The sequence below is a fragment of the Pseudomonas sp. YNh genome (assembly GCF_037993085.1).
Classification (GTDB): domain Bacteria; phylum Pseudomonadota; class Gammaproteobacteria; order Pseudomonadales; family Pseudomonadaceae; genus Aquipseudomonas; species Aquipseudomonas putida.
Window position 1 is genome coordinate 61,428 of record NZ_JBBMRJ010000010.1, and the last position, 17,881, is coordinate 79,308.

General features: G+C 62.3%; 14 protein-coding genes. 11 read left to right on the top strand and 3 right to left on the bottom strand.

Going from position 1 to position 17,881, the window contains the following annotated elements:
* Nucleotides 1-4: 4 nt before the first annotated feature.
* The gene (locus WF331_RS12775; protein WP_284364895.1) at nucleotides 5-2,074 is read right to left on the bottom strand and encodes a sigma-54-dependent Fis family transcriptional regulator; all 2,070 of its coding nucleotides are present in this window, start codon (nucleotides 2,072-2,074) and stop codon (nucleotides 5-7) included.
* 255 nt (nucleotides 2,075-2,329) lie between these two features.
* Between WF331_RS12775 and exaC the strand changes: the two genes are divergently transcribed.
* From exaC to WF331_RS12820, 9 genes are all read left to right on the top strand, one after another.
* On the top strand, nucleotides 2,330-3,850 hold the full coding sequence (gene exaC / locus WF331_RS12780; protein WP_016497842.1) for an acetaldehyde dehydrogenase ExaC: 1,521 nt from the start codon (nucleotides 2,330-2,332) through the stop codon (nucleotides 3,848-3,850).
* 225 nt (nucleotides 3,851-4,075) lie between these two features.
* On the top strand, nucleotides 4,076-5,524 hold the full coding sequence (eat, locus tag WF331_RS12785) for an ethanolamine permease (RefSeq protein WP_049277561.1): 1,449 nt from the start codon (nucleotides 4,076-4,078) through the stop codon (nucleotides 5,522-5,524).
* 46 nt (nucleotides 5,525-5,570) lie between these two features.
* Complete coding sequence (locus WF331_RS12790) at nucleotides 5,571-6,965, top strand: ethanolamine ammonia-lyase subunit EutB (RefSeq protein ID WP_016497840.1); 1,395 nt, start codon at nucleotides 5,571-5,573, stop codon at nucleotides 6,963-6,965.
* A gap of 8 nt (nucleotides 6,966-6,973) precedes the next feature.
* Nucleotides 6,974-7,792: an ethanolamine ammonia-lyase subunit EutC gene (gene eutC, locus WF331_RS12795; RefSeq protein ID WP_041167957.1), complete on the top strand. Its 819-nt coding sequence runs from the start codon at nucleotides 6,974-6,976 to the stop codon at nucleotides 7,790-7,792.
* Nucleotides 7,793-7,900: 108 nt separating this feature from the next.
* Nucleotides 7,901-8,359 (top strand): GNAT family N-acetyltransferase, encoded by a 459-nt coding sequence (locus WF331_RS12800; protein ID WP_229609765.1) that lies wholly within the window; start codon nucleotides 7,901-7,903, stop codon nucleotides 8,357-8,359.
* Between the two features lie 269 nt (nucleotides 8,360-8,628).
* The gene (locus WF331_RS12805; protein ID WP_340622972.1) at nucleotides 8,629-9,276 is read left to right on the top strand and encodes a DedA family protein; all 648 of its coding nucleotides are present in this window, start codon (nucleotides 8,629-8,631) and stop codon (nucleotides 9,274-9,276) included.
* 20 nt (nucleotides 9,277-9,296) lie between these two features.
* Nucleotides 9,297-10,112: a M90 family metallopeptidase gene (locus WF331_RS12810; RefSeq protein ID WP_016497836.1), complete on the top strand. Its 816-nt coding sequence runs from the start codon at nucleotides 9,297-9,299 to the stop codon at nucleotides 10,110-10,112.
* Between the two features lie 93 nt (nucleotides 10,113-10,205).
* Nucleotides 10,206-10,733, top strand: a complete 528-nt coding sequence (ppa, locus tag WF331_RS12815; RefSeq protein WP_016497835.1) for an inorganic diphosphatase — start codon at nucleotides 10,206-10,208, stop codon at nucleotides 10,731-10,733.
* Nucleotides 10,734-10,918: 185 nt separating this feature from the next.
* Nucleotides 10,919-11,620 (top strand): LexA family transcriptional regulator, encoded by a 702-nt coding sequence (locus WF331_RS12820; RefSeq protein ID WP_340622973.1) that lies wholly within the window; start codon nucleotides 10,919-10,921, stop codon nucleotides 11,618-11,620.
* A gap of 288 nt (nucleotides 11,621-11,908) precedes the next feature.
* Here WF331_RS12820 and WF331_RS12825 read toward each other — a convergent pair whose 3' ends face one another.
* Nucleotides 11,909-14,848 (bottom strand): TonB-dependent receptor, encoded by a 2,940-nt coding sequence (locus tag WF331_RS12825; protein WP_340622974.1) that lies wholly within the window; start codon nucleotides 14,846-14,848, stop codon nucleotides 11,909-11,911.
* A 190-nt stretch (nucleotides 14,849-15,038) separates the two neighbouring features.
* On the opposite strand from WF331_RS12825, the gene WF331_RS12830 reads away from it, so the two are divergent.
* Nucleotides 15,039-15,578, top strand: coding sequence for a sigma-70 family RNA polymerase sigma factor (locus WF331_RS12830; RefSeq protein WP_016497832.1), 540 nt, complete (start codon nucleotides 15,039-15,041; stop codon nucleotides 15,576-15,578).
* A complete protein-coding gene (locus WF331_RS12835) occupies nucleotides 15,571-16,527 on the top strand; it encodes a FecR domain-containing protein (RefSeq protein WP_340622975.1) in 957 nt (318 codons plus the stop codon). Before WF331_RS12830 ends, WF331_RS12835 begins: the two co-directional genes overlap by 8 nt.
* A gap of 15 nt (nucleotides 16,528-16,542) precedes the next feature.
* Here the strand turns inward: WF331_RS12835 and WF331_RS12840 are convergent, their stop codons facing one another.
* Nucleotides 16,543-17,745, bottom strand: a complete 1,203-nt coding sequence (locus WF331_RS12840; protein ID WP_231859010.1) for a glycosyltransferase family 4 protein — start codon at nucleotides 17,743-17,745, stop codon at nucleotides 16,543-16,545.
* Nucleotides 17,746-17,881 lie beyond the last annotated feature (136 nt).

Sequence of the window (17,881 nt, forward strand, 5' to 3'; positions counted from 1 at the left end):
TCGCTCAGTCGGCCCTGGTGATGCCGTGTTTGCGCAGTTTTCGATACAAGGTATTGCGGCTGATGCCCAGGTGCTCGGCGACGCGGGTCAGGTGCCAGTGTTTTGCCTCCAGGGTCGCCAGCAGCGCATGGCGCTCGGCCTCTTTCAACGCTGCCGACCCTATCGCCGGCAAGCCAGCTCCCACAGGTGCAGCGTCAGCTTCGAAAGCCCTATTTACCCTGTAGGTGCAACTGCCTTCCAGCGCCTGTTCTGGCCCTGCCACCGGCAAGCCGGATCCCCTTGGATTTACAAATGGCTTGAAGCCAGTGTGATCGGGGTGGGAGCTGGCTTGCCGGCGATCGAGGGCAGAGCCCTCGCGGACGACGGCGGGGAGATCCGAGAACATGATTCGGGCATCTTCGCAAAGCGCTACCAATGTACGCAGCACATTGCGCATCTGCCGCACGTTCCCCGGCCAGGTGAAGTCCAGCAGCGCCTGGCGCGCACTGGGTTCCAGCTCGACCCGATGCCCCTGCGCCTCCTGACGCAGCAGGAAGTCCAGCAACTGCGCCTTGTCACTGCGATCGCGCACCGCCGGCAACGCTACCTCCAGGCCATTCAGGCGGTAATACAGGTCCTCGCGGAAACTGCCCTGCTCCACCCGTTCCAGCAGGTGGCGGTGGGTAGCGCTGACAATGCGCACGTCAACCGCTTGCGGTTCACCCCCGATCGGCACCACCTGGCGCTCTTCCAGCACCCGCAGCAGGCGGGTTTGCAGGGCCAGCGGCATGTCGCCGATCTCGTCCAGTAGCAAGGTCCCGCCGTCAGCCTGCAACAGCTTGCCGCGCATGCCTTCCTTGCGTGCGCCGGTAAAGCTGCCACCGCGGTAACCGAACAGCTCGCTTTCAATCAGGCTCTCCGGGATCGAGGCGCAGTTGATGGCGACAAACGGCTTGCCGCGCCGCTCGCTGGCCTGGTGCACGGCCTGGGCGAACGCCTCCTTGCCACAACCGGTTTCGCCGCGCAGCAACAACGGCACGTCACGCTCGAACACCCGCACGCAGCGGCGAAAATCGTTTTGCAACGCCGGGTCGAGCAGGCAGATGGCCGGTTCCACCTCGCGAACGGGCTGCCGGTAGGCGGTGGGCACTGACCATACCGGCGTACGGGCCTGGCCACGCAGGCTGGCGAACACCTGGCGGCCGTCCAGGGTGTGTAGCGGCCATACCGTGCTGCCAGCGGGCATGGCGCGGTTGAACAATTCGTCGTGGCTGCAGGCGAAGAAGCGCTGCATGGGTTTGCCCAGCACGCCACCGCGCACAGTACCCAGCAGGTTCAGCGCGCTCTGGTTGGCCGCGCAGATGCGCCCGTCACCGTCGAAGGCCAGCAGCCCTTCACTGAACAGGCCGACCGACTCGGCCTGCAGGTGGAAACGCAGCAGCCACTGCTGCTCGAAATGGCGAAGGAAATAGCAGCTTTCGATCATCTTCGCCGAAAGGTTGACCAACGCCATGGTGTGGAACTGGCTCTGGCGCGAAACATCGGGCCGGGCCGACGATACGTCAAGCACCGCCAGCAGTTCGCCATGCGGGTCGAACACCGGGCTCGCCGAACAGGTCAGGCCGGTATGGCGGCCACGAAAGTGCTCGTTCTGGTGGATGGTCAGGGCCTGGCGCTCGACCAGGCAGGTGCCGATGCCGTTGGTGCCCTCGCGCGCTTCGCTCCAGTCGGCGCCCAGCCACAGCCCGGCACGCTCGAAGCTGCGCCGCTCGGTGGGCGCGCTGACGCAGTTGAGGATTACCCCACGGGCGTCGGTCAGCAGTACCGCGTGGCCGGCCCCGGAAAGCTGCTGGTGCAGGCTGTTCATTTCAGGGTCGGCAATTTGCAGCACCTGGCGCAGGCGCTCGCGGCTTTCCAGCAGGCGCCCGTGCTCAAGCACCACCGGGGCCGCGATCACCGCAGGGTCGAGGTGGTAGTCCTCCAGGCAACGCAGCCAGGAGCGGGCGATAGACGGGTCACTGCCGCCCTCCCCGGCGCCACCATGGGCAACGGTATGGACTTGCTGGGCATGGCGACTGAAATGATTGCTCTGCATTGTTGTAGTTCTCTGCAGATAGAGAGTCACATCAGCATCCTCCACCCGGGAAGGCTTTGCAATGCAGCCTGCCGTGACGTGTCGCAAATGGCACAAAGTGTCACCCCCGCGTGTACCGGCCCTGGCACAACGGCCGCTCACCGGGGCCGGGCAACTGACCTAAATCATTGATTTGCCTGGGGTGCCCAACGCTGGCCCAACCTTTGCTCTACGCTTCTCAACTCCTCAACAAACATAACAGCCAGGAGACACACCATGCGTTACGCACATCCCGGTACCGACGGCGCGAAGGTTTCCTTCAAGAACCGCTACGGCAACTACATCGGTGGCGAGTTCGTAGCTCCGGTCAAGGGGCAGTACTTCGAGAATACGTCCCCGGTGAATGGCAAACTGATTGCCGAATTCCCCCGCTCCACTGCCGAAGACATCGATAAAGCGCTCGACGCTGCCCATGCCGCTGCCGACGCCTGGGGCCGCACTTCCGTGCAGGACCGCTCCAACGTGCTGTTGAAGATTGCCGACCGCATCGAGCAGAACCTTGAACTGCTGGCCATTACCGAAACCTGGGACAACGGCAAACCTGTCCGCGAAACCCTCAACGCCGACATTCCGCTGGCCGTCGATCACTTCCGCTACTTCGCCGGCTGCATCCGCGCCCAGGAAGGCGGCGCTGCCGAGATCAATGAAGGGACCGTGGCTTATCACATCCACGAGCCGCTGGGCGTCGTCGGGCAGATCATTCCGTGGAACTTCCCGATCCTGATGGCGGCCTGGAAGCTGGCGCCTGCGCTGGCCGCCGGTAACTGCGTGGTGCTCAAGCCTGCCGAGCAGACCCCACTGGGCATCACCGTGCTGCTGGAAGTAATCGGCGACCTGCTGCCACCTGGCGTACTCAACGTGGTGCAAGGCTACGGCCGCGAAGCCGGTGAAGCCCTGGCCACCAGCAAGCGTATCGCCAAGATCGCCTTCACCGGGTCTACCCCGGTGGGCTCGCACATCATGAAATGCGCGGCCGAAAACATCATCCCGTCCACCGTCGAGCTGGGCGGCAAGTCGCCGAACGTGTACTTCGAAGACATCATGCAGGCCGAGCCAAGCTTCATCGAGAAGGCTGCCGAGGGCATGGTGCTGGCGTTCTTCAACCAGGGCGAGGTGTGCACCTGCCCGTCGCGTGCCCTGGTACAGGAGTCGATCTACCCGCAGTTCATGGAAGTGGTGATGAAGAAGGTGCTGCAGATCAAGCGCGGCGACCCGCTGGACACCGACACCATGGTCGGCGCCCAGGCTTCGCAGCAGCAGTTCGAGAAGATTCTCTCGTACCTGCAGATCGCCCAGGAAGAAGGCGCCGAGCTGCTGACCGGCGGCAAGGTCGAGAAGCTGGAAGGCTCGCTGGCCACCGGTTACTACATCCAGCCGACCCTGCTCAAGGGCAACAACAAGATGCGCGTGTTCCAGGAAGAAATCTTTGGCCCGGTGGTCAGCGTCACCACCTTCAAGGACGAAGCCGAAGCACTGGCGATTGCCAACGACACCGAGTTCGGCCTGGGTGCCGGCGTGTGGACCCGTGACATCAACCGTGCCTACCGCATGGGCCGCGGGATCAAGGCCGGGCGTGTGTGGACCAACTGCTACCACCTGTACCCCGCGCATGCCGCGTTTGGCGGGTACAAGAAGTCCGGCGTCGGCCGCGAGACCCACAAGATGATGCTGGATCACTATCAGCAGACCAAGAACCTGCTGGTGAGCTACGACATCAACCCGCTGGGCTTCTTCTAAACCGCGTCGCGGCCTTCGCGGGCTCGCCCGCTCCCACAGGTTCATCGTTGCTTCCAGAACCGATGCAACACCTGTGGGAGCGGGCAAGCCCGCGAAGAGGCCGGACCTGATCTACACAAAACCCAGAGCGGCACCGTGCACCAACCGCTCTGGCTCGCTTCCTGCAGTACACATCACCATCGGCCCGAACCCTTCCGGCCACCAAGAAAAACAACAGGTGAATCTATGCCAAGCGATCATTCCGCCGGCTCGCCGGCAGGCTCTTCCGTCGACTTCGAAAAAGTCGGGTCGGACTATTTCCAGCAACGTGAACTGAAAAAAGGCGCCGCCGGCTGGGTACTGCTGGTCGGCCTGGGCGTGGCCTATGTCATCTCCGGCGACTATGCCGGCTGGAACTTCGGACTGGCCCAGGGCGGCTGGGGCGGCATGTTCCTCGCCACCTTGCTGATGGCCACCATGTACCTGTGCATGTGCTTCTCGCTGGCCGAGCTGTCGTCGATGATCCCCACCGCAGGCGGCGGCTACGGCTTTGCCCGCAGTGCGTTCGGCCCATGGGGCGGCTTCCTGACCGGCACGGCAATCCTCATCGAATACGCCATTGCGCCCGCTGCCATCGCCGTGTTCATCGGCGCCTATTGCGAGTCACTGTTCGGCATCGGCGGCTGGGTGATCTACCTGGCGTTCTATATCGTGTTCATCGGCATCCACATCTTCGGTGTGGGTGAAGCGTTGAAACTGATGTTCATCATCACCGCCGTCGCCGCCATCGCCCTGGCGGTGTTCCTGGTGAGCATGGTGCCCCATTTTGATGCAGCCAACCTGTTCGACATCGCCAAAACGGACGCAGTAGGCGCCAGCAGCTTCCTGCCGTTCGGCTATGTCGGCGTGTGGGCGGCCATCCCTTACGCCATCTGGTTCTTCCTTGCCGTCGAAGGCGTGCCGCTGGCCGCCGAAGAAACCAAGAACCCCAAGCGTGACCTGCCACGCGGCCTGATCGGCGCCATGCTGGTACTGCTGGCCTTCGCCCTGCTGATCCTGGTGGTCGGCCCCGGTGGTGCAGGCTCCGAAGCGCTGAAGGCATCCGGCAACCCGCTGGTCGAAGCGCTGTCCAAGGCCTACGGCGGCAGCACCTGGATGGGCGGCTTCGTCAACCTGGTCGGCCTGGCCGGGCTGATCGCCAGCTTCTTCTCGATCATCTACGCTTATTCCCGCCAGATCTTTGCCCTGTCCCGTGCCGGCTACCTGCCGCGCAAACTGTCGGAGACCAACAAAAGCAAGGCCCCGGTACTGGCCTTGATCATCCCCGGCATCATTGGCTTTGCCCTGTCGCTGACCGGCCAGGGCGACTTGCTGATCCTGGTGGCGGTGTTCGGCGCTACGCTGTCCTATGTGCTGATGATGGCCGCGCACATCACCCTGCGCATCCGCCGGCCGAAGATGGAGCGCCCGTACCGCACCCCCGGTGGCATCTTCACTTCGGGCGTGGCACTGGTGCTGGCGTGCATCGCCGTGGTTGCCGGCTTCCTGGTCGACCCACGGGTGGTAATTGGCGCCGCAGTGATCTATGCGGTACTAATTGCCTACTTTGCTTTCTACAGCCGCCACCACCTGGTCGCGGGCACGCCGGAAGAGGAATTCGCCGCCATCCAGCAGGCCGAAGAGGCCTTGCACTGATTGCCGCCACCCGCCGCGGGGCAACCCGCGGCTCTGGAGATTCTGTATGGCAAGTTTCGTACACACGGTAGGCCACCTGGTCTACCGCTTCGACAGCCTCAAGGACGTGATGGCCAAGGCCAGCCCGGCCCGCTCGGGGGACTTCCTGGCAGGCGTCGCGGCCAGCAATGACGGCGAGCGTGTCGCTGCGCAGATGGCGCTGGCCAATATCCCGCTGACCCATTTCCTCAATGAAGCCCTGATCCCTTACGAAGCCGATGAAGTCACCCGGCTGATCATCGACACCCACGATGCCCAGGCTTTCGCCCCGGTCAGCCACCTGACCGTGGGCGGCCTGCGCGACTGGCTGCTGAGCGAAGAGGCCAATGAAGACAGCCTGCGCGCCCTGGCGCCAGGGCTGACGCCGGAAATGGCTGCGGCCGTGTCGAAGATCATGCGCGTGCAGGACCTGGTGCTGGTGGCGCAGAAGATTCGCGTGGTCACCCGGTTCCGCGGCACCATGGGCTTGCGCGGGCGCTTGTCTACGCGCTTGCAGCCCAACCACCCGACCGACGAGCCGGCCGGTATCGCCGCCAGCATTCTTGACGGCCTGCTGTACGGCAACGGCGACGCGATGATCGGCATCAACCCGGCCACCGACAGCATCGCCTCGATCTGTGCCCTGCTGGAAATGCTCGACGCCATCATCCAGCGCTACGACATCCCCACCCAAGCCTGCGTGCTGACCCATGTCACCACTTCGATCGAGGCGATCAACCGTGGCGTGCCGCTGGACCTGGTGTTCCAGTCCATTGCCGGCACCGAGGCGGCCAACGCCGGGTTTGGCATCAACCTGAACGTGTTGCAGGAGGGTTACGAAGCGGGCCTGTCGCTGAAACGCGGCACCCTCGGGCAAAACCTGATGTATTTCGAAACCGGCCAGGGCAGCGCACTGTCGGCCAACGCCCACCATGGCGTCGACCAGCAAACCTGCGAGACCCGCGCCTATGCCGTGGCCCGCCACTTCAAGCCGTTTCTGGTCAACACCGTGGTCGGTTTCATCGGCCCGGAGTACTTGTACAACGGCAAGCAGATCATCCGCGCGGGCCTGGAAGACCACTTCTGCGGCAAGCTGCTGGGCGTGCCGATGGGCTGCGACATTTGCTACACCAACCACGCCGAAGCCGACCAGGACGACATGGATACCCTGCTGACCCTGCTGGGGGTGGCCGGGATCAACTTCATCATGGGCATCCCCGGCTCCGACGACATCATGCTCAACTACCAGACCACCTCGTTCCACGACGCGCTGTACGCGCGCCAGACCCTGGGCCTGAAGCCCGGGCCGGAATTCGAGGCATGGCTGGCCCGCACCGGCATCTTCACCCAGGCCGATGGCCGGGTGCGCTTTGGTGACAACCTGCCACCGGCCTTCCGCCAGGCCTTGGCACAGCTTGCATAGGGATGACCATGGACCATCGCACGCCTACCCCCGACAACCCTTGGCTGGCCCTGCGCAACCTGACCCCGGCGCGCATCGCCCTGGGCCGTGCTGGTACCAGCCTGCCGACCGGGGCGCAGCTGGACTTCCAGTTCGCCCATGCCCAGGCCCGCGATGCCGTGCACCTGGCCTTCGACCATGCCGGCCTGGCTACCCAGCTGGGTGACCGCGGGCGCGAAAGCCTCGTGCTGCACAGCGCTGCCACTGACCGCCACCAGTACCTGCAGCGCCCGGACCTGGGCCGGCGCCTGAACGAAGAGTCGATTGCCACCCTGCGCCAGCATGCCCAGGCCAACCCCGGCGGCGTCGACCTGGCCATTGTGGTCGCCGATGGCCTGTCGGCGCTGGCGGTGCACCGCCACACCTTGCCGTTCCTGGTCCGTTTCGAGGAACAGGCCGCCGCTGACGGCTGGACCAGCGCCCCGGTTGTGCTGGTGCAGCAGGGCCGCGTGGCAGTGGCTGACGAGGTCGGTGAACTGCTGGGCGCACGGATGACCGTGATGCTGATCGGCGAACGCCCGGGGCTGAGCTCCCCCGACAGCCTTGGCCTGTATTTCACCTACGGGCCAAAAGTCGGCCTGACCGATGCCTACCGCAACTGCATCTCCAACATCCGCCTGGAGGGGTTGAGCTATGGCATGGCGGCGCACCGCCTGCTGTACCTGATGCGCGAAGCCTGCCGTCGGCAGCTTTCCGGAGTGAATCTCAAGGACGAAGCCGAGGTCCATAGCCTGGAAAGTGAGCACACTGGTAACCAGAAGGGCAACTTCCTGCTCGGCAAAGAGTAAACAACATGTCACGGAAGGCGGATTGCACTTGTGACGCACATTGGGCAGCATGCCCTTGTAAGCCGCTGGCATTCCGCTGTTTCCCTAAATGGACTCTGAGGGCCGCACATGCGCATCATCAAGGCAACCCTGGAACACCTCGACCTGCTCACGCCATTGTTCGTCAAATACCGTGAGTTCTACGGGCAGCTCCCCTACCCCGACAGCTCGCGCAGCTTCCTGGAAAAGCGCCTGAAGCGGGATGATTCAGTGATCTACCTGGCACTTCCCGATGATGATGACGGCAAGTTGATGGGCTTTTGCCAGCTTTACCCGAGCTTCTCGTCGCTGTCGCTCAAGCGCGTGTGGATTCTCAACGACATCTACGTGGCCGAAGACTCGCGGCGCATGCTGGTGGCCGACCACCTGATGCGTGAAGCGAAGAAAATGGCCAAAGAGACCAACGCCGTGCGCATGCGGGTGTCGACCAGCGCGAACAATGAGGTAGCGCACAAGACCTACGAATCCATCGGGTTTCGTGAAGATACCGAGTTCAAGAGCTACATCCTTCCCATCAGCCAGGATTGACCCTCATGCCTGCCCCGGCCTCATCGCCGGCAAGCCAGCTCCCACAGGTCAACTACTGCCCTGAGCTAGTGGTCAACCTGTGGGAGCTGGCTTGCCGGCGATGAGGCCGGTACAGTCGATACAACTATCCAGGCCTTTCACCGTAACCCCCCGCTACAAACTCCCCGGGCATGATCTTCACTTCGCCGTATAATGCCCCACCTGTCATGTGTGAAAATTTACCCATCCCCAGGTAACCCAGCCTACGCCCAAGAACACAGGTGCTGTACATGGATTTCAACCCGTTGGACCTTATCCTGCATCTCGATGCCTACCTCGATCTGCTGGTCACCAATTACGGTCCCTGGATCTACGCCATCCTTTTCACCGTGATCTTTTGCGAAACCGGGCTGGTGGTAATGCCCTTCCTGCCGGGCGACTCGCTGCTGTTCATCGCTGGCGCCGTAGCGGCGGGTGGCGGTATGGACCCGGTGCTGCTGGCTGGCCTGTTGATGGCTGCCGCAATCCTGGGCGACAGCACCAACTACGTGATCGGCCGAACAGCTGGCGAGCGGTTGTTCAACAACCCCAACTCGAAAATATTCCGCCGCGACTACCTGCAGCGCACCCATGAGTTCTATGAACGCCATGGCGGCAAGACCGTGACGCTCGCGCGCTTCCTGCCCATCCTGCGCACCTTCGCACCGTTCGTCGCCGGCATCGCCCACATGCATTACCCACGTTTCCTGGGCTTCAGCGTTGCCGGTTCAATCCTGTGGGTCGGCGGCCTGGTCACCCTGGGCTACTTCTTCGGCAACGTGCCATTCATCAAGCAGCACCTGTCGCTGATGGTGGTGGGCATCATCATCCTGTCGCTGGTACCGATGATCCTCGGCCTGTTGCGCGGCCGCATGGGCCGTGCGGCCAAGGCTCACTGAACACTTAGAGAACAGCAGTCATGTGGTCGTTCAGCGCCTGGCGGCGCAAGCGCGCACTGGCGCGCTACCCCATCGAGCCAAAGCAGTGGCAGGCCGTGCGCGAGCGCCTGCCCATGCTGGACGGCATCAGCGACGACGAAGACCACTGGCTGCGCGAAGCCTGCATCCTGTTCCTGCTCGACAAGCACCTCACCTGCCTGCCAGGTGTCGAACCCGACGACGAGCAGCGCCTGTTGCTGGCCGCCCAGGCGCAGTTGCCGCTGCTGCACCTGGGCGAGCTGAACTGGTACCAGGGCTTCCACGAAATCATCCTGTACCCCGACGACTTCAAGAGCCCCCAGCGCCACCGCGATGCCAGTGGCGTGGAGCACGTGTGGGACGGCGAGCACAGCGGCGAGGCCTGGCAACAGGGGCCGATCATCCTGGCCTGGAACGGCGTGCTGGCCAGCGGTGGCTGGGAGGCCTACAACCTGGTCATCCATGAGCTGGCGCACAAGCTCGACATGCTCAATGGCGATGCCAACGGCCTGCCGCCGCTGCACAGCGGCATGCCGGTGGATGAGTGGGCAACGGCCATGCAGCAGGCCTACGACGACCTCAACCGCCAGCTGGACAACAACCCCGACGCCGAAACCGCCATCGACCCGTATGCCGCGGAAAACCCGGCGGAGTTCTTTGCTGTAACCAGCGAATACTTCTTTAGTGCCCCCGACCTGCTGCATCAGGCTTATCCACGGGTCTACCACCAGTTGTCGCAGTTCTACCGGCAAGACCCGCTGGCGCGGCTGCTTCGGCTGCAGGCCGAACACCCCGAGTACCGCGAAAGCCACGCCTGACGGGGCCGCACATCCGGCCAGGCGTGGCATGCCCCGGCAGAATGTGCCTATAATCGCCGCCACTTTTTTGGTCAAACACGGGGGCACTGCCCAATGAGCTACAGCAAGATTCCGGCGGGCAAAGACCTGCCGAACGACATCTACGTCGCCATCGAAATCCCGGCCAACCACGCGCCGATCAAATACGAGATCGACAAGGACAGCGACACCCTGTTCGTCGACCGTTTCATGGCTACCCCGATGTTCTACCCAGCCAACTACGGCTTCATCCCGAACACCCTGGCTGACGACGGTGATCCGCTGGACGTGCTGGTGGTTACCCCTTACCCGGTAGCGCCAGGCTCGGTTATCCGCGCCCGTCCGGTTGGCATCCTGAACATGACCGACGACGGCGGCGGTGACGCCAAGGTCATCGCTGTTCCTCACGACAAGCTGTCGCAGCTGTACGTCGACGTGAAGGAATACACCGACCTGCCAGCCCTGCTGATCCAGCAGATCGAGCACTTCTTTGCCAACTACAAAGATCTCGAGAAGGGCAAGTGGGTCAAGATCGAAGGCTGGGATGGCGCTGACGCCGCCCGTGCTGCGATCACCAAATCGGTTGCTGCCTACAAAGGCTGATACCGGTTGTAAAAAAAACCCGCTCCGGCGGGTTTTTTTTTGCCCGAAGGGGCGACAGCACCTTCATTCGGTAAAAAGTCCTACGCAGTCCTACACCAACGCCCTACAAGCAGGCACTTTTCGTACAAATTCCGTCAACAAGCGGTTCATTTCCTTGCGGGTACCCCGTCGCTACACTCGCCCCCATGAACACTTCCGGCGACCGCCTCAAAACCCTTCTCCACGAATGTGGCCTGTCCGCTTCTGATTTCGCCGCTCAGCGCAGCGTCACACCGCAGCACGTCAACAACTGGTTCAACCGCGGCGTACCCCTGGCCCGCCTGGACGAAATGGCCGACCTGTTCTGTGTGCATCGGCGCTGGCTACGCACAGGCGAAGGGCCCAAACACCCAAACCCGGTCCAGCGCAACCACCCGCCACGCCAGGCACCGGCCAACCCGCCCAGCCCACTGTCGGCACACCGTGCCCGGGAGCTGAGGGTGCCTTTTTACGAACTGCGAAACGGCCTGCTTGCGCCGGTGGCCAGCAAACACCTGCGCCTGCCGGCAAAAGCGCTGAAAGGGTTGGGTGTGCACGCCCATCACGCCATCTGCCTGGCCATGCCCGCCAGCAACATGGTCCCGCTTATTCCGCAGGAGGCCATCCTGGCCGTGGACCTGGGCATGACCCGGGTAATAGAGGGCGAAACCTATGCCCTGCTGCACAATGGCGTGCTCAGGGTAAACAACCTCAGCCTCGGCCCGCAGGGCACGCTGTACCTGCACAGCCATGACCGTCGCAATTACGCCGTCGAACGCTACACCTGCGCCCAGCGCCAGGCGCAGGGGCTGGAGATTATCGGTTGGGTATTCCACTGGTCGCATTTCCGCCAGCAGCGGCCCGGCTGAAACAACCTGTGCCATTTTTTGCTGGGCATCCTGCGCGTGCCCTTGTATGCTACGCCGCACATTAAGCCCCGACCGGCGCGAGCCGCGGTCCAGAGGGCTCGGCGATATCCCACACGGGCATCTGCCATCTCTTTCAGGCCCTTGATGGCCACACAGTTAAGGCGATTGCGGCTTACCATAAATTAGTCGGAAGCGTCCCCGAGAAGCCGGCCACAAGCCGGCTTTTTAATGCCCGCAAAAATATCGGGGCGCTGGCGAAACCTTCTGCGCCAACGCCCTCTGCGGCCTTCAGAACCGCGTCACTACCCCCACCCGCAGCGTGCGCCCCGGCGCCGGCATGAAGCTTTGCGCCAGCGGGTCCAGATAGTAGCGATCGGTCAAGTTCTGCAGCGAGGCATTCACCTCGGTGTTCTCGAGCAACTTGTATTTCAGGAACAGATCGAACAGCGCAACCGAGCGGTATTCGATCTGCGGCGTGGTAGCACCGGACTGCCAGGGCTTGTCGAGGGTACTGGTCGGCCCGGAGGTGTAGGTCACCCGGCCACCCACGGTCAATGCCTCGTCGAGGAAGCGCACGCCGCCAGTCAGGTTGGCTGAAAACCGTGGCGGGTTCTGGGTGTTGGTGTAAGAGCCCATGAAACTGCCCGGCGTACAGTTGGGCGTGTTCTCGGTCTTCTGGTACGGGTTGGCGGTAGCGCGGAGTTTGCCGGCGAAGTCCGCATCGCAGGTCTCGGTCTTGAGGTAGTAGGTGGCCGAGAGGTCGGCAAACACACGGCCGGCATCGTAGTGTGATTGCAGCTCAAGGCCGCGGGTGCTGAAGCTGTCGGTGTTGCTGAAGGTCATCAGGCCCCAAAGCCCCGGGCTTGGGTCGTAGTAACGGGTGATGTAGTTCTTGATCACGTTGTCGAAGTAGGCAAGCTTGACCGCGGCCGAATCGTGCTCGGTCAACAGGTTGTCGCGCAACGCACTGACGCCGATCTCCCAGCTCTGCGAGCGTTCGGGCTTCAGGCTTTTACCGGGGGAGACTTGCTGGGTACCCTGGCTGGTCTCGAACAAAGACGGCAGGCGCAGGCCCTGGGTGTAGGTGACATAGAAGAACGTGTCGGGCATCAGCTCGACGTTGATGCCGAATGCCGGCGAGAAGCCGCCGCCACTGCTGCTGCCCTGCGGGCTATGGTCGTAGCCTGTGACTACGCTGCTGATGCCTTCGGTACCGACCTCCACGCTGGTCGCGCCGAAGTCGTTGAAACGCACGCCATTGAACGGCTCGTTGCTGTTGCCAAAGACGATGCCGTTGTTCAGCCTGGGGTCGGTGGCATCGGTGTACTGGCCGTTCTGGTCAGGGAACCAGGTCATACTGCCCCAGCCTTTCGGGCCACTCGCCGAGATGTATCGTACCTCGCGGTCCTGACGCCGGGCGGTGGCCAGCACGGTGTTGTCCCTAGTGCGGAAGTGGCTGTAACGGCCACCGCCCCACAGGGTCAGTTGCTCGATCGGCTGGTACTCGAGCTTGCCGTTGAAGTTGAACTCCTGCCTGGAGGCATCGCGCAGGGTGCGGTTGGCATCGATGTCATGCTGGGTGATAAGCACACTTTTCTGCGGTTGCAGGTCTTCGAGCTGGAAAGCGCCGCCCAGGTCGAGCTTGAAGTCGCCATGGGTCGTCTCGAACCGGGAGACGTTGTTCAGGTCGCCACCAATACGGCGGTTGTCCTGGCGGGTCCAGCTGCGGTCAGAACGAAACAATTGCGAAGCAGGCGCCGTCCAGGCTGAGCTCAAGGTGCTGGTTTTGGCGTCTGTCATCCACAGGTTGCTGGTCAGGTCGACCCAGGGGTTACCGGCAGGCAGGTAGTGGTAGCGCGCCGTGTAGGTGTCGATCTTCACCTCGCCCAAGGGGTACTGGTAGATACCCGCGGTGCCGAAACGATAGATGTCGGAAGGCATGATCTCGGCAGTGCGACCGTCGTAGCGGCGATAGCCCAGGTCCAGCGTATGGTCGTCGGCTATCCGCCAGGTTGCCTTCAGCAGGTACGAGTCGGTTTTCGATGAAGAGTTGAGCACTTCTTCGCCGGCGTTGTAGGTCATTGCCACGCTTGGCTGCTCCCGGCCGTCTTCGTCATGGATGCGGTAGCGGTCCTGGCCTTTCTTGCCGGAAAAGTAGTTGCCCTGGTTACGGTGTGCATACGCCGCCACCACGTCCAGCCGCTCTGTGGTAAAGGCAAAGGCAGCGCTGCCAGACTCAGCCTCGGAGCCAAACAGGCTGCCCCGGCTGTCGCGTGGCGGCGCGGTCAGGCTTTCATCCCTGGAGCTGGCGCTGCGGTGGGCGGGGGCTACGCCGTTGTCCCAGAAATCACCCTTGAGGCGCACGCCGACCTGGTTGCCGTCCACCAGAATGTCCTGCACACCGATCGTCTGCATCTCCACCGTGCCGCCTATCGCCCCGGACTTGGTCGACGGCCCTTTGTTCACGGTCAGACTGCTGATCAGGTCGGGATCGATATAGCTGCGCTGCTGGGTACCGCCATAACCTCGATAGACATCCAGGGCCTGCTCAGAACCATCGACCTTGACCGCCACCCGGCTCTGGCCCTGGATGCCGCGGATGTTGACGTCCAGGGCACCGCCATTGCGGGTGTCACCAACCTGCACGCCAGGGATACCGTTGAGCAGGTCGCCCGCAGACACCCGGCCGAAGCGGTCGATCTGCTCGCTGGTCAGGTGCACTGACGAACGTGGCGCTCTGTAGGTTTCCACCTCTGGGCCCTGCGCGGCGGCCTCGACCATGGTCGGCGACAACTCTGCTGCTGCACGGGCAGCGGTGCCCTGCGCCATCAACACGTAGGTGCCGGTAGCACTTGGCACCAGCCGCAAACCGGTATTGGCGAGCAACCGCTGCATGCCCTCGCTGACCGTATACCGCCCTTTCAAGGCGGGCGCTGTTCGCCCGCGAATCAGGTCAGGCTCGTACGACAGCAGCAGCCCGGCCTGGCTGCTGAAGCTGCCGAGGGCTGCCCCCAACGGGCCTTGGGCAATGTTGTAGTCAAGCAGCGTGGCGTCGTCCAGGCGGGTAGCCGTGAGCGCAGCCTTGTGGGCATCCTCGGCCAAAACCGCGCTGCTGTGCAGCAGGCCTGAAGCGCAGCAACTGGTCAGCGTGCAACGCAGCACAAAGTTGATGGGCGACAGGCAAGGCCGAGGGCGCGGAGCAGGTGAAGGACAACGTACTGGGAGCATGGTTTTCTCGCTCGTAGGGTTCGCGCCCACCACTGGCAGCGGGCTAGTTACCTCCTCTGTCGCACGAGATCGAAAAAAGGATATGAATGGCTAGGAAGCGTCCGAATTTACCGAACTGGCCTTGTGACTTGAGCAATTCTAGTGATAATGGTTTGCATTTGCGACAGCCCATGTATCAATTCAATCGACGATGAATGCCCCCTTCTCCCCGCCTGACAGTACCGAGCCGTGCAGTATCGAAACGCTGTACATCGAGAACCACGCCTGGCTGCGTAACTGGCTTGCCTACCGGCTGAGGTCATGGGGGCGCGGGGTGGCCGACGATCTGGCCCAGGATACGTTCCTGCGTGTGCTGGCCAGCCGCGAGGGCGCGCGGGTCGAGCCGATTCGTCAACCCCGCGCCTACCTCACGCGCATCGCGAACTGCGTGCTGGTGAGCTGGCGGCGCCGGCAGTCGCTGGAGCAGGCTTGGCTCGAAGCGCTGCTGTTGCTGCCAGAGCCCGAGTATCCGTCGCCTGAGCTGCAATGTGTGATCCTCGAGACCCTGCATGAGATCGACGCAGTTCTGCACAAGCTGCGACCGCGTGCAAGGCAGGCATTCCTGATGGCGACCCTGGACGGCATGAAGCACAAGGACATCGCCGTGGCCTTGAACATAGCGCTGCCGACGGTGAAGAAGTACATCCACGACGGCTACCTGACCTGCCTGACGCAGATGCCCGATGACTAACGGTACTGCAACGCCCGACGATACCATCGCGCAGCATGTGCTTGCCCAGGCAGCCTCGTGGCTGATGCTGATGCAGGAAGGGCCGCTGCTGCCTGCCCAGCAGCTCGAACTGGAACGCTGGCGGCTTGCCAGTGATGAGCACGAACGTGCGTGGAAAAGGGCGCAGCGCCTGCTTTCACGCCTGGGCAGCCTGCCGCCAACGCTGGCCAGGCACACCCTGCAACGCCCCCCGGGCAGGCGCGCGGTACTGCGCGGGCTGGTTCTGCTGATGGGTGCCGCACCGCTTGGCTGGTGGGGCTGGCGCTCGCAGGCCGGGCGTTTTGCCAGTGATTACCATACGGCTGTGGGCGAGCGCAGACACGCGCGGCTGGCCGATGGCACGCAGATCATCCTGAATACCGACAGTGCCCTGCAGCTGCTTTTCGATAGCGCGCAACGGTTGCTGCATCTGCGCCGTGGCGAGGTGTACATCGTGACCGCTGCCGACCCACGGCCGCTGATGGTGCAGACCGTGCATGGGCAGTTGCTTGCACTGGGCACGCGGTTCAGCGTGCGTCAGCTGGCCGATGAAACCTTGCTCGAGGTGTACGAAGGCGCCGTGCAGGTACGACCCGAAAGCACCAGCGTGACGGCAGTCGAGAACATCATTCGCGCCGGGCAGCAGGTTCGATTCACCCGGAAGCGTCTGGGCCTTGTCGGGGAGGTGCGTGAAACCAGCCTGGCGTGGCAACGCGGCTTGCTGGTGGCCGATGACATGCCATTGCAACAGTGGGCGCAGGCATTGATGCGCTACGCCGACCAGCGCCTGGAGTGCGACCCCGCGTTGAGCGAACTGCGGGTGTCTGGCACCTTCCCGGTCGATGATATGCCGCTGGCGTTGGCCATGCTGGCCCAGACCTATGGGCTGCAGGTTCGCCAAGCTGGTGGGCGCCTGGTTATCAGTCGGTGATCGGGGCGCCCGTCGTCAGTCATTTGGGGCGCGCGGGCTTGCAGAGGGTGTCAAACTGCTCTTCAGGAACTCCTCGCGCACCTGATGCATCTGCAAGTGTGTTTTCCCGGTCGCATAATCCAACCCCGCAAGCCCCATTTCCAGCGCCAGCTCGGGATGCCGGGCAGCATGACGAATACGGTCTGCCAGGCTGGACGGGTTCCCGGTTTCGAACGTCAGCGCGTTGTGCTTGCTGGTTATGTCCAGGACCCCGGATGTGTCAGAACCGATGACGGGAACGCCCTGGCTGAATGCGTCAAAAATGATTCGGGGTTGTTCCTGTTTCAATGTCGGCACCAACAGCCAGTCATGTTGGGCAATGATCCTGAAAAAATCTTTGCCGTAATCAACCGCGTCCTGGAACCTCACCTCGACGCCGCCACGCTTTTCGGCAGCAAAGCGTCGGCAGTGCTCTTTCAAATCACCATCACCCATCAGGGTGACGGTGATATCAACGTCTTCGGTTTTCAGCTGTTCAATGGCTTCAAGGACTACCAGTACACCTTTATCCAGAACAAGGCGGGATGGGTAAAGCACGTTGAGTGTGCGGCTGCGCCTGACTTCAAATCTATGTCTGACGGCCTCAGGGGATGCCATGAATTTCTTGTCGAGCCAGCTGGCAGGGTTAATTAACGTGCGACTGTTATTGCTCCCAAGAAAATATTCCTTGTAGAAGGACTGGGTAAAAATCCTGGCATTCGCCAACTTCAGGCAGCACTTCAATAACAGGGTGTGCACGTGGTGTTCGATGATTGCTCTGAGGGTTCGCGCCTGCCCCTGAGCCAACATCCAGAATGAAGACTCTATGACAATTACCCATTGGAAGCGGAACAACGGCTTGAGCGGCAATAGGTAAAAGGACAAGGGAAATGCCCAACCGGCGCCGTCAGAATGAACGATCCGGGCATGCTTGCAGGCATTGATGACGGTTATGAAATTCGGAAAAAAGTTCTTTAATACTGACGAAAGCCCATAGTCTTTGCGCAACCCATAGAGCCATTTAACATCCAGATGGCTAATGCTTTGCAGCCCGTCGACGTTGCCGCCTCTCTCGACAGGGCAGCACATGCCGAAGTTTTCTATGTAGGTGAGGTGAAGCTCTATATCTTTGACCCACAAGGGGTCTGTAAACAAACCACCTTGCTCGTCTACGACAACAGGAATACGGGTGAACAACATGTATGGGTCTTCAATCATATTCCCCTCACAGGGATGCCAGGACACTAACTTTCAAATTGTTTACATGGGGCTTACTCCTCAATACCAGCCGTCCATCTCAACAACGTTGTAGCGTCCTTGCAGACCTCCTGCGTAC

Coding starts and splice junctions, on each gene's coding strand:
- WF331_RS12830 (WP_016497832.1), top strand. CDS start 15,039: ATGAATGCCCCCTTCTCCCCGCCTGACAGTACCGAGCCGTGCAGTATC.
- WF331_RS12835 (WP_340622975.1), top strand. CDS start 15,571: ATGACTAACGGTACTGCAACGCCCGACGATACCATCGCGCAGCATGTG.
- WF331_RS12775 (WP_284364895.1), bottom strand. CDS start 2,074: ATGCAGAGCAATCATTTCAGTCGCCATGCCCAGCAAGTCCATACCGTT.
- eat (WP_049277561.1), top strand. CDS start 4,076: ATGCCAAGCGATCATTCCGCCGGCTCGCCGGCAGGCTCTTCCGTCGAC.
- WF331_RS12820 (WP_340622973.1), top strand. CDS start 10,919: ATGAACACTTCCGGCGACCGCCTCAAAACCCTTCTCCACGAATGTGGC.
- ppa (WP_016497835.1), top strand. CDS start 10,206: ATGAGCTACAGCAAGATTCCGGCGGGCAAAGACCTGCCGAACGACATC.
- eutC (WP_041167957.1), top strand. CDS start 6,974: ATGGACCATCGCACGCCTACCCCCGACAACCCTTGGCTGGCCCTGCGC.
- WF331_RS12790 (WP_016497840.1), top strand. CDS start 5,571: ATGGCAAGTTTCGTACACACGGTAGGCCACCTGGTCTACCGCTTCGAC.
- WF331_RS12805 (WP_340622972.1), top strand. CDS start 8,629: ATGGATTTCAACCCGTTGGACCTTATCCTGCATCTCGATGCCTACCTC.
- exaC (WP_016497842.1), top strand. CDS start 2,330: ATGCGTTACGCACATCCCGGTACCGACGGCGCGAAGGTTTCCTTCAAG.
- WF331_RS12810 (WP_016497836.1), top strand. CDS start 9,297: ATGTGGTCGTTCAGCGCCTGGCGGCGCAAGCGCGCACTGGCGCGCTAC.
- WF331_RS12840 (WP_231859010.1), bottom strand. CDS start 17,745: ATGTTGTTCACCCGTATTCCTGTTGTCGTAGACGAGCAAGGTGGTTTG.
- WF331_RS12800 (WP_229609765.1), top strand. CDS start 7,901: ATGCGCATCATCAAGGCAACCCTGGAACACCTCGACCTGCTCACGCCA.
- WF331_RS12825 (WP_340622974.1), bottom strand. CDS start 14,848: ATGCTCCCAGTACGTTGTCCTTCACCTGCTCCGCGCCCTCGGCCTTGC.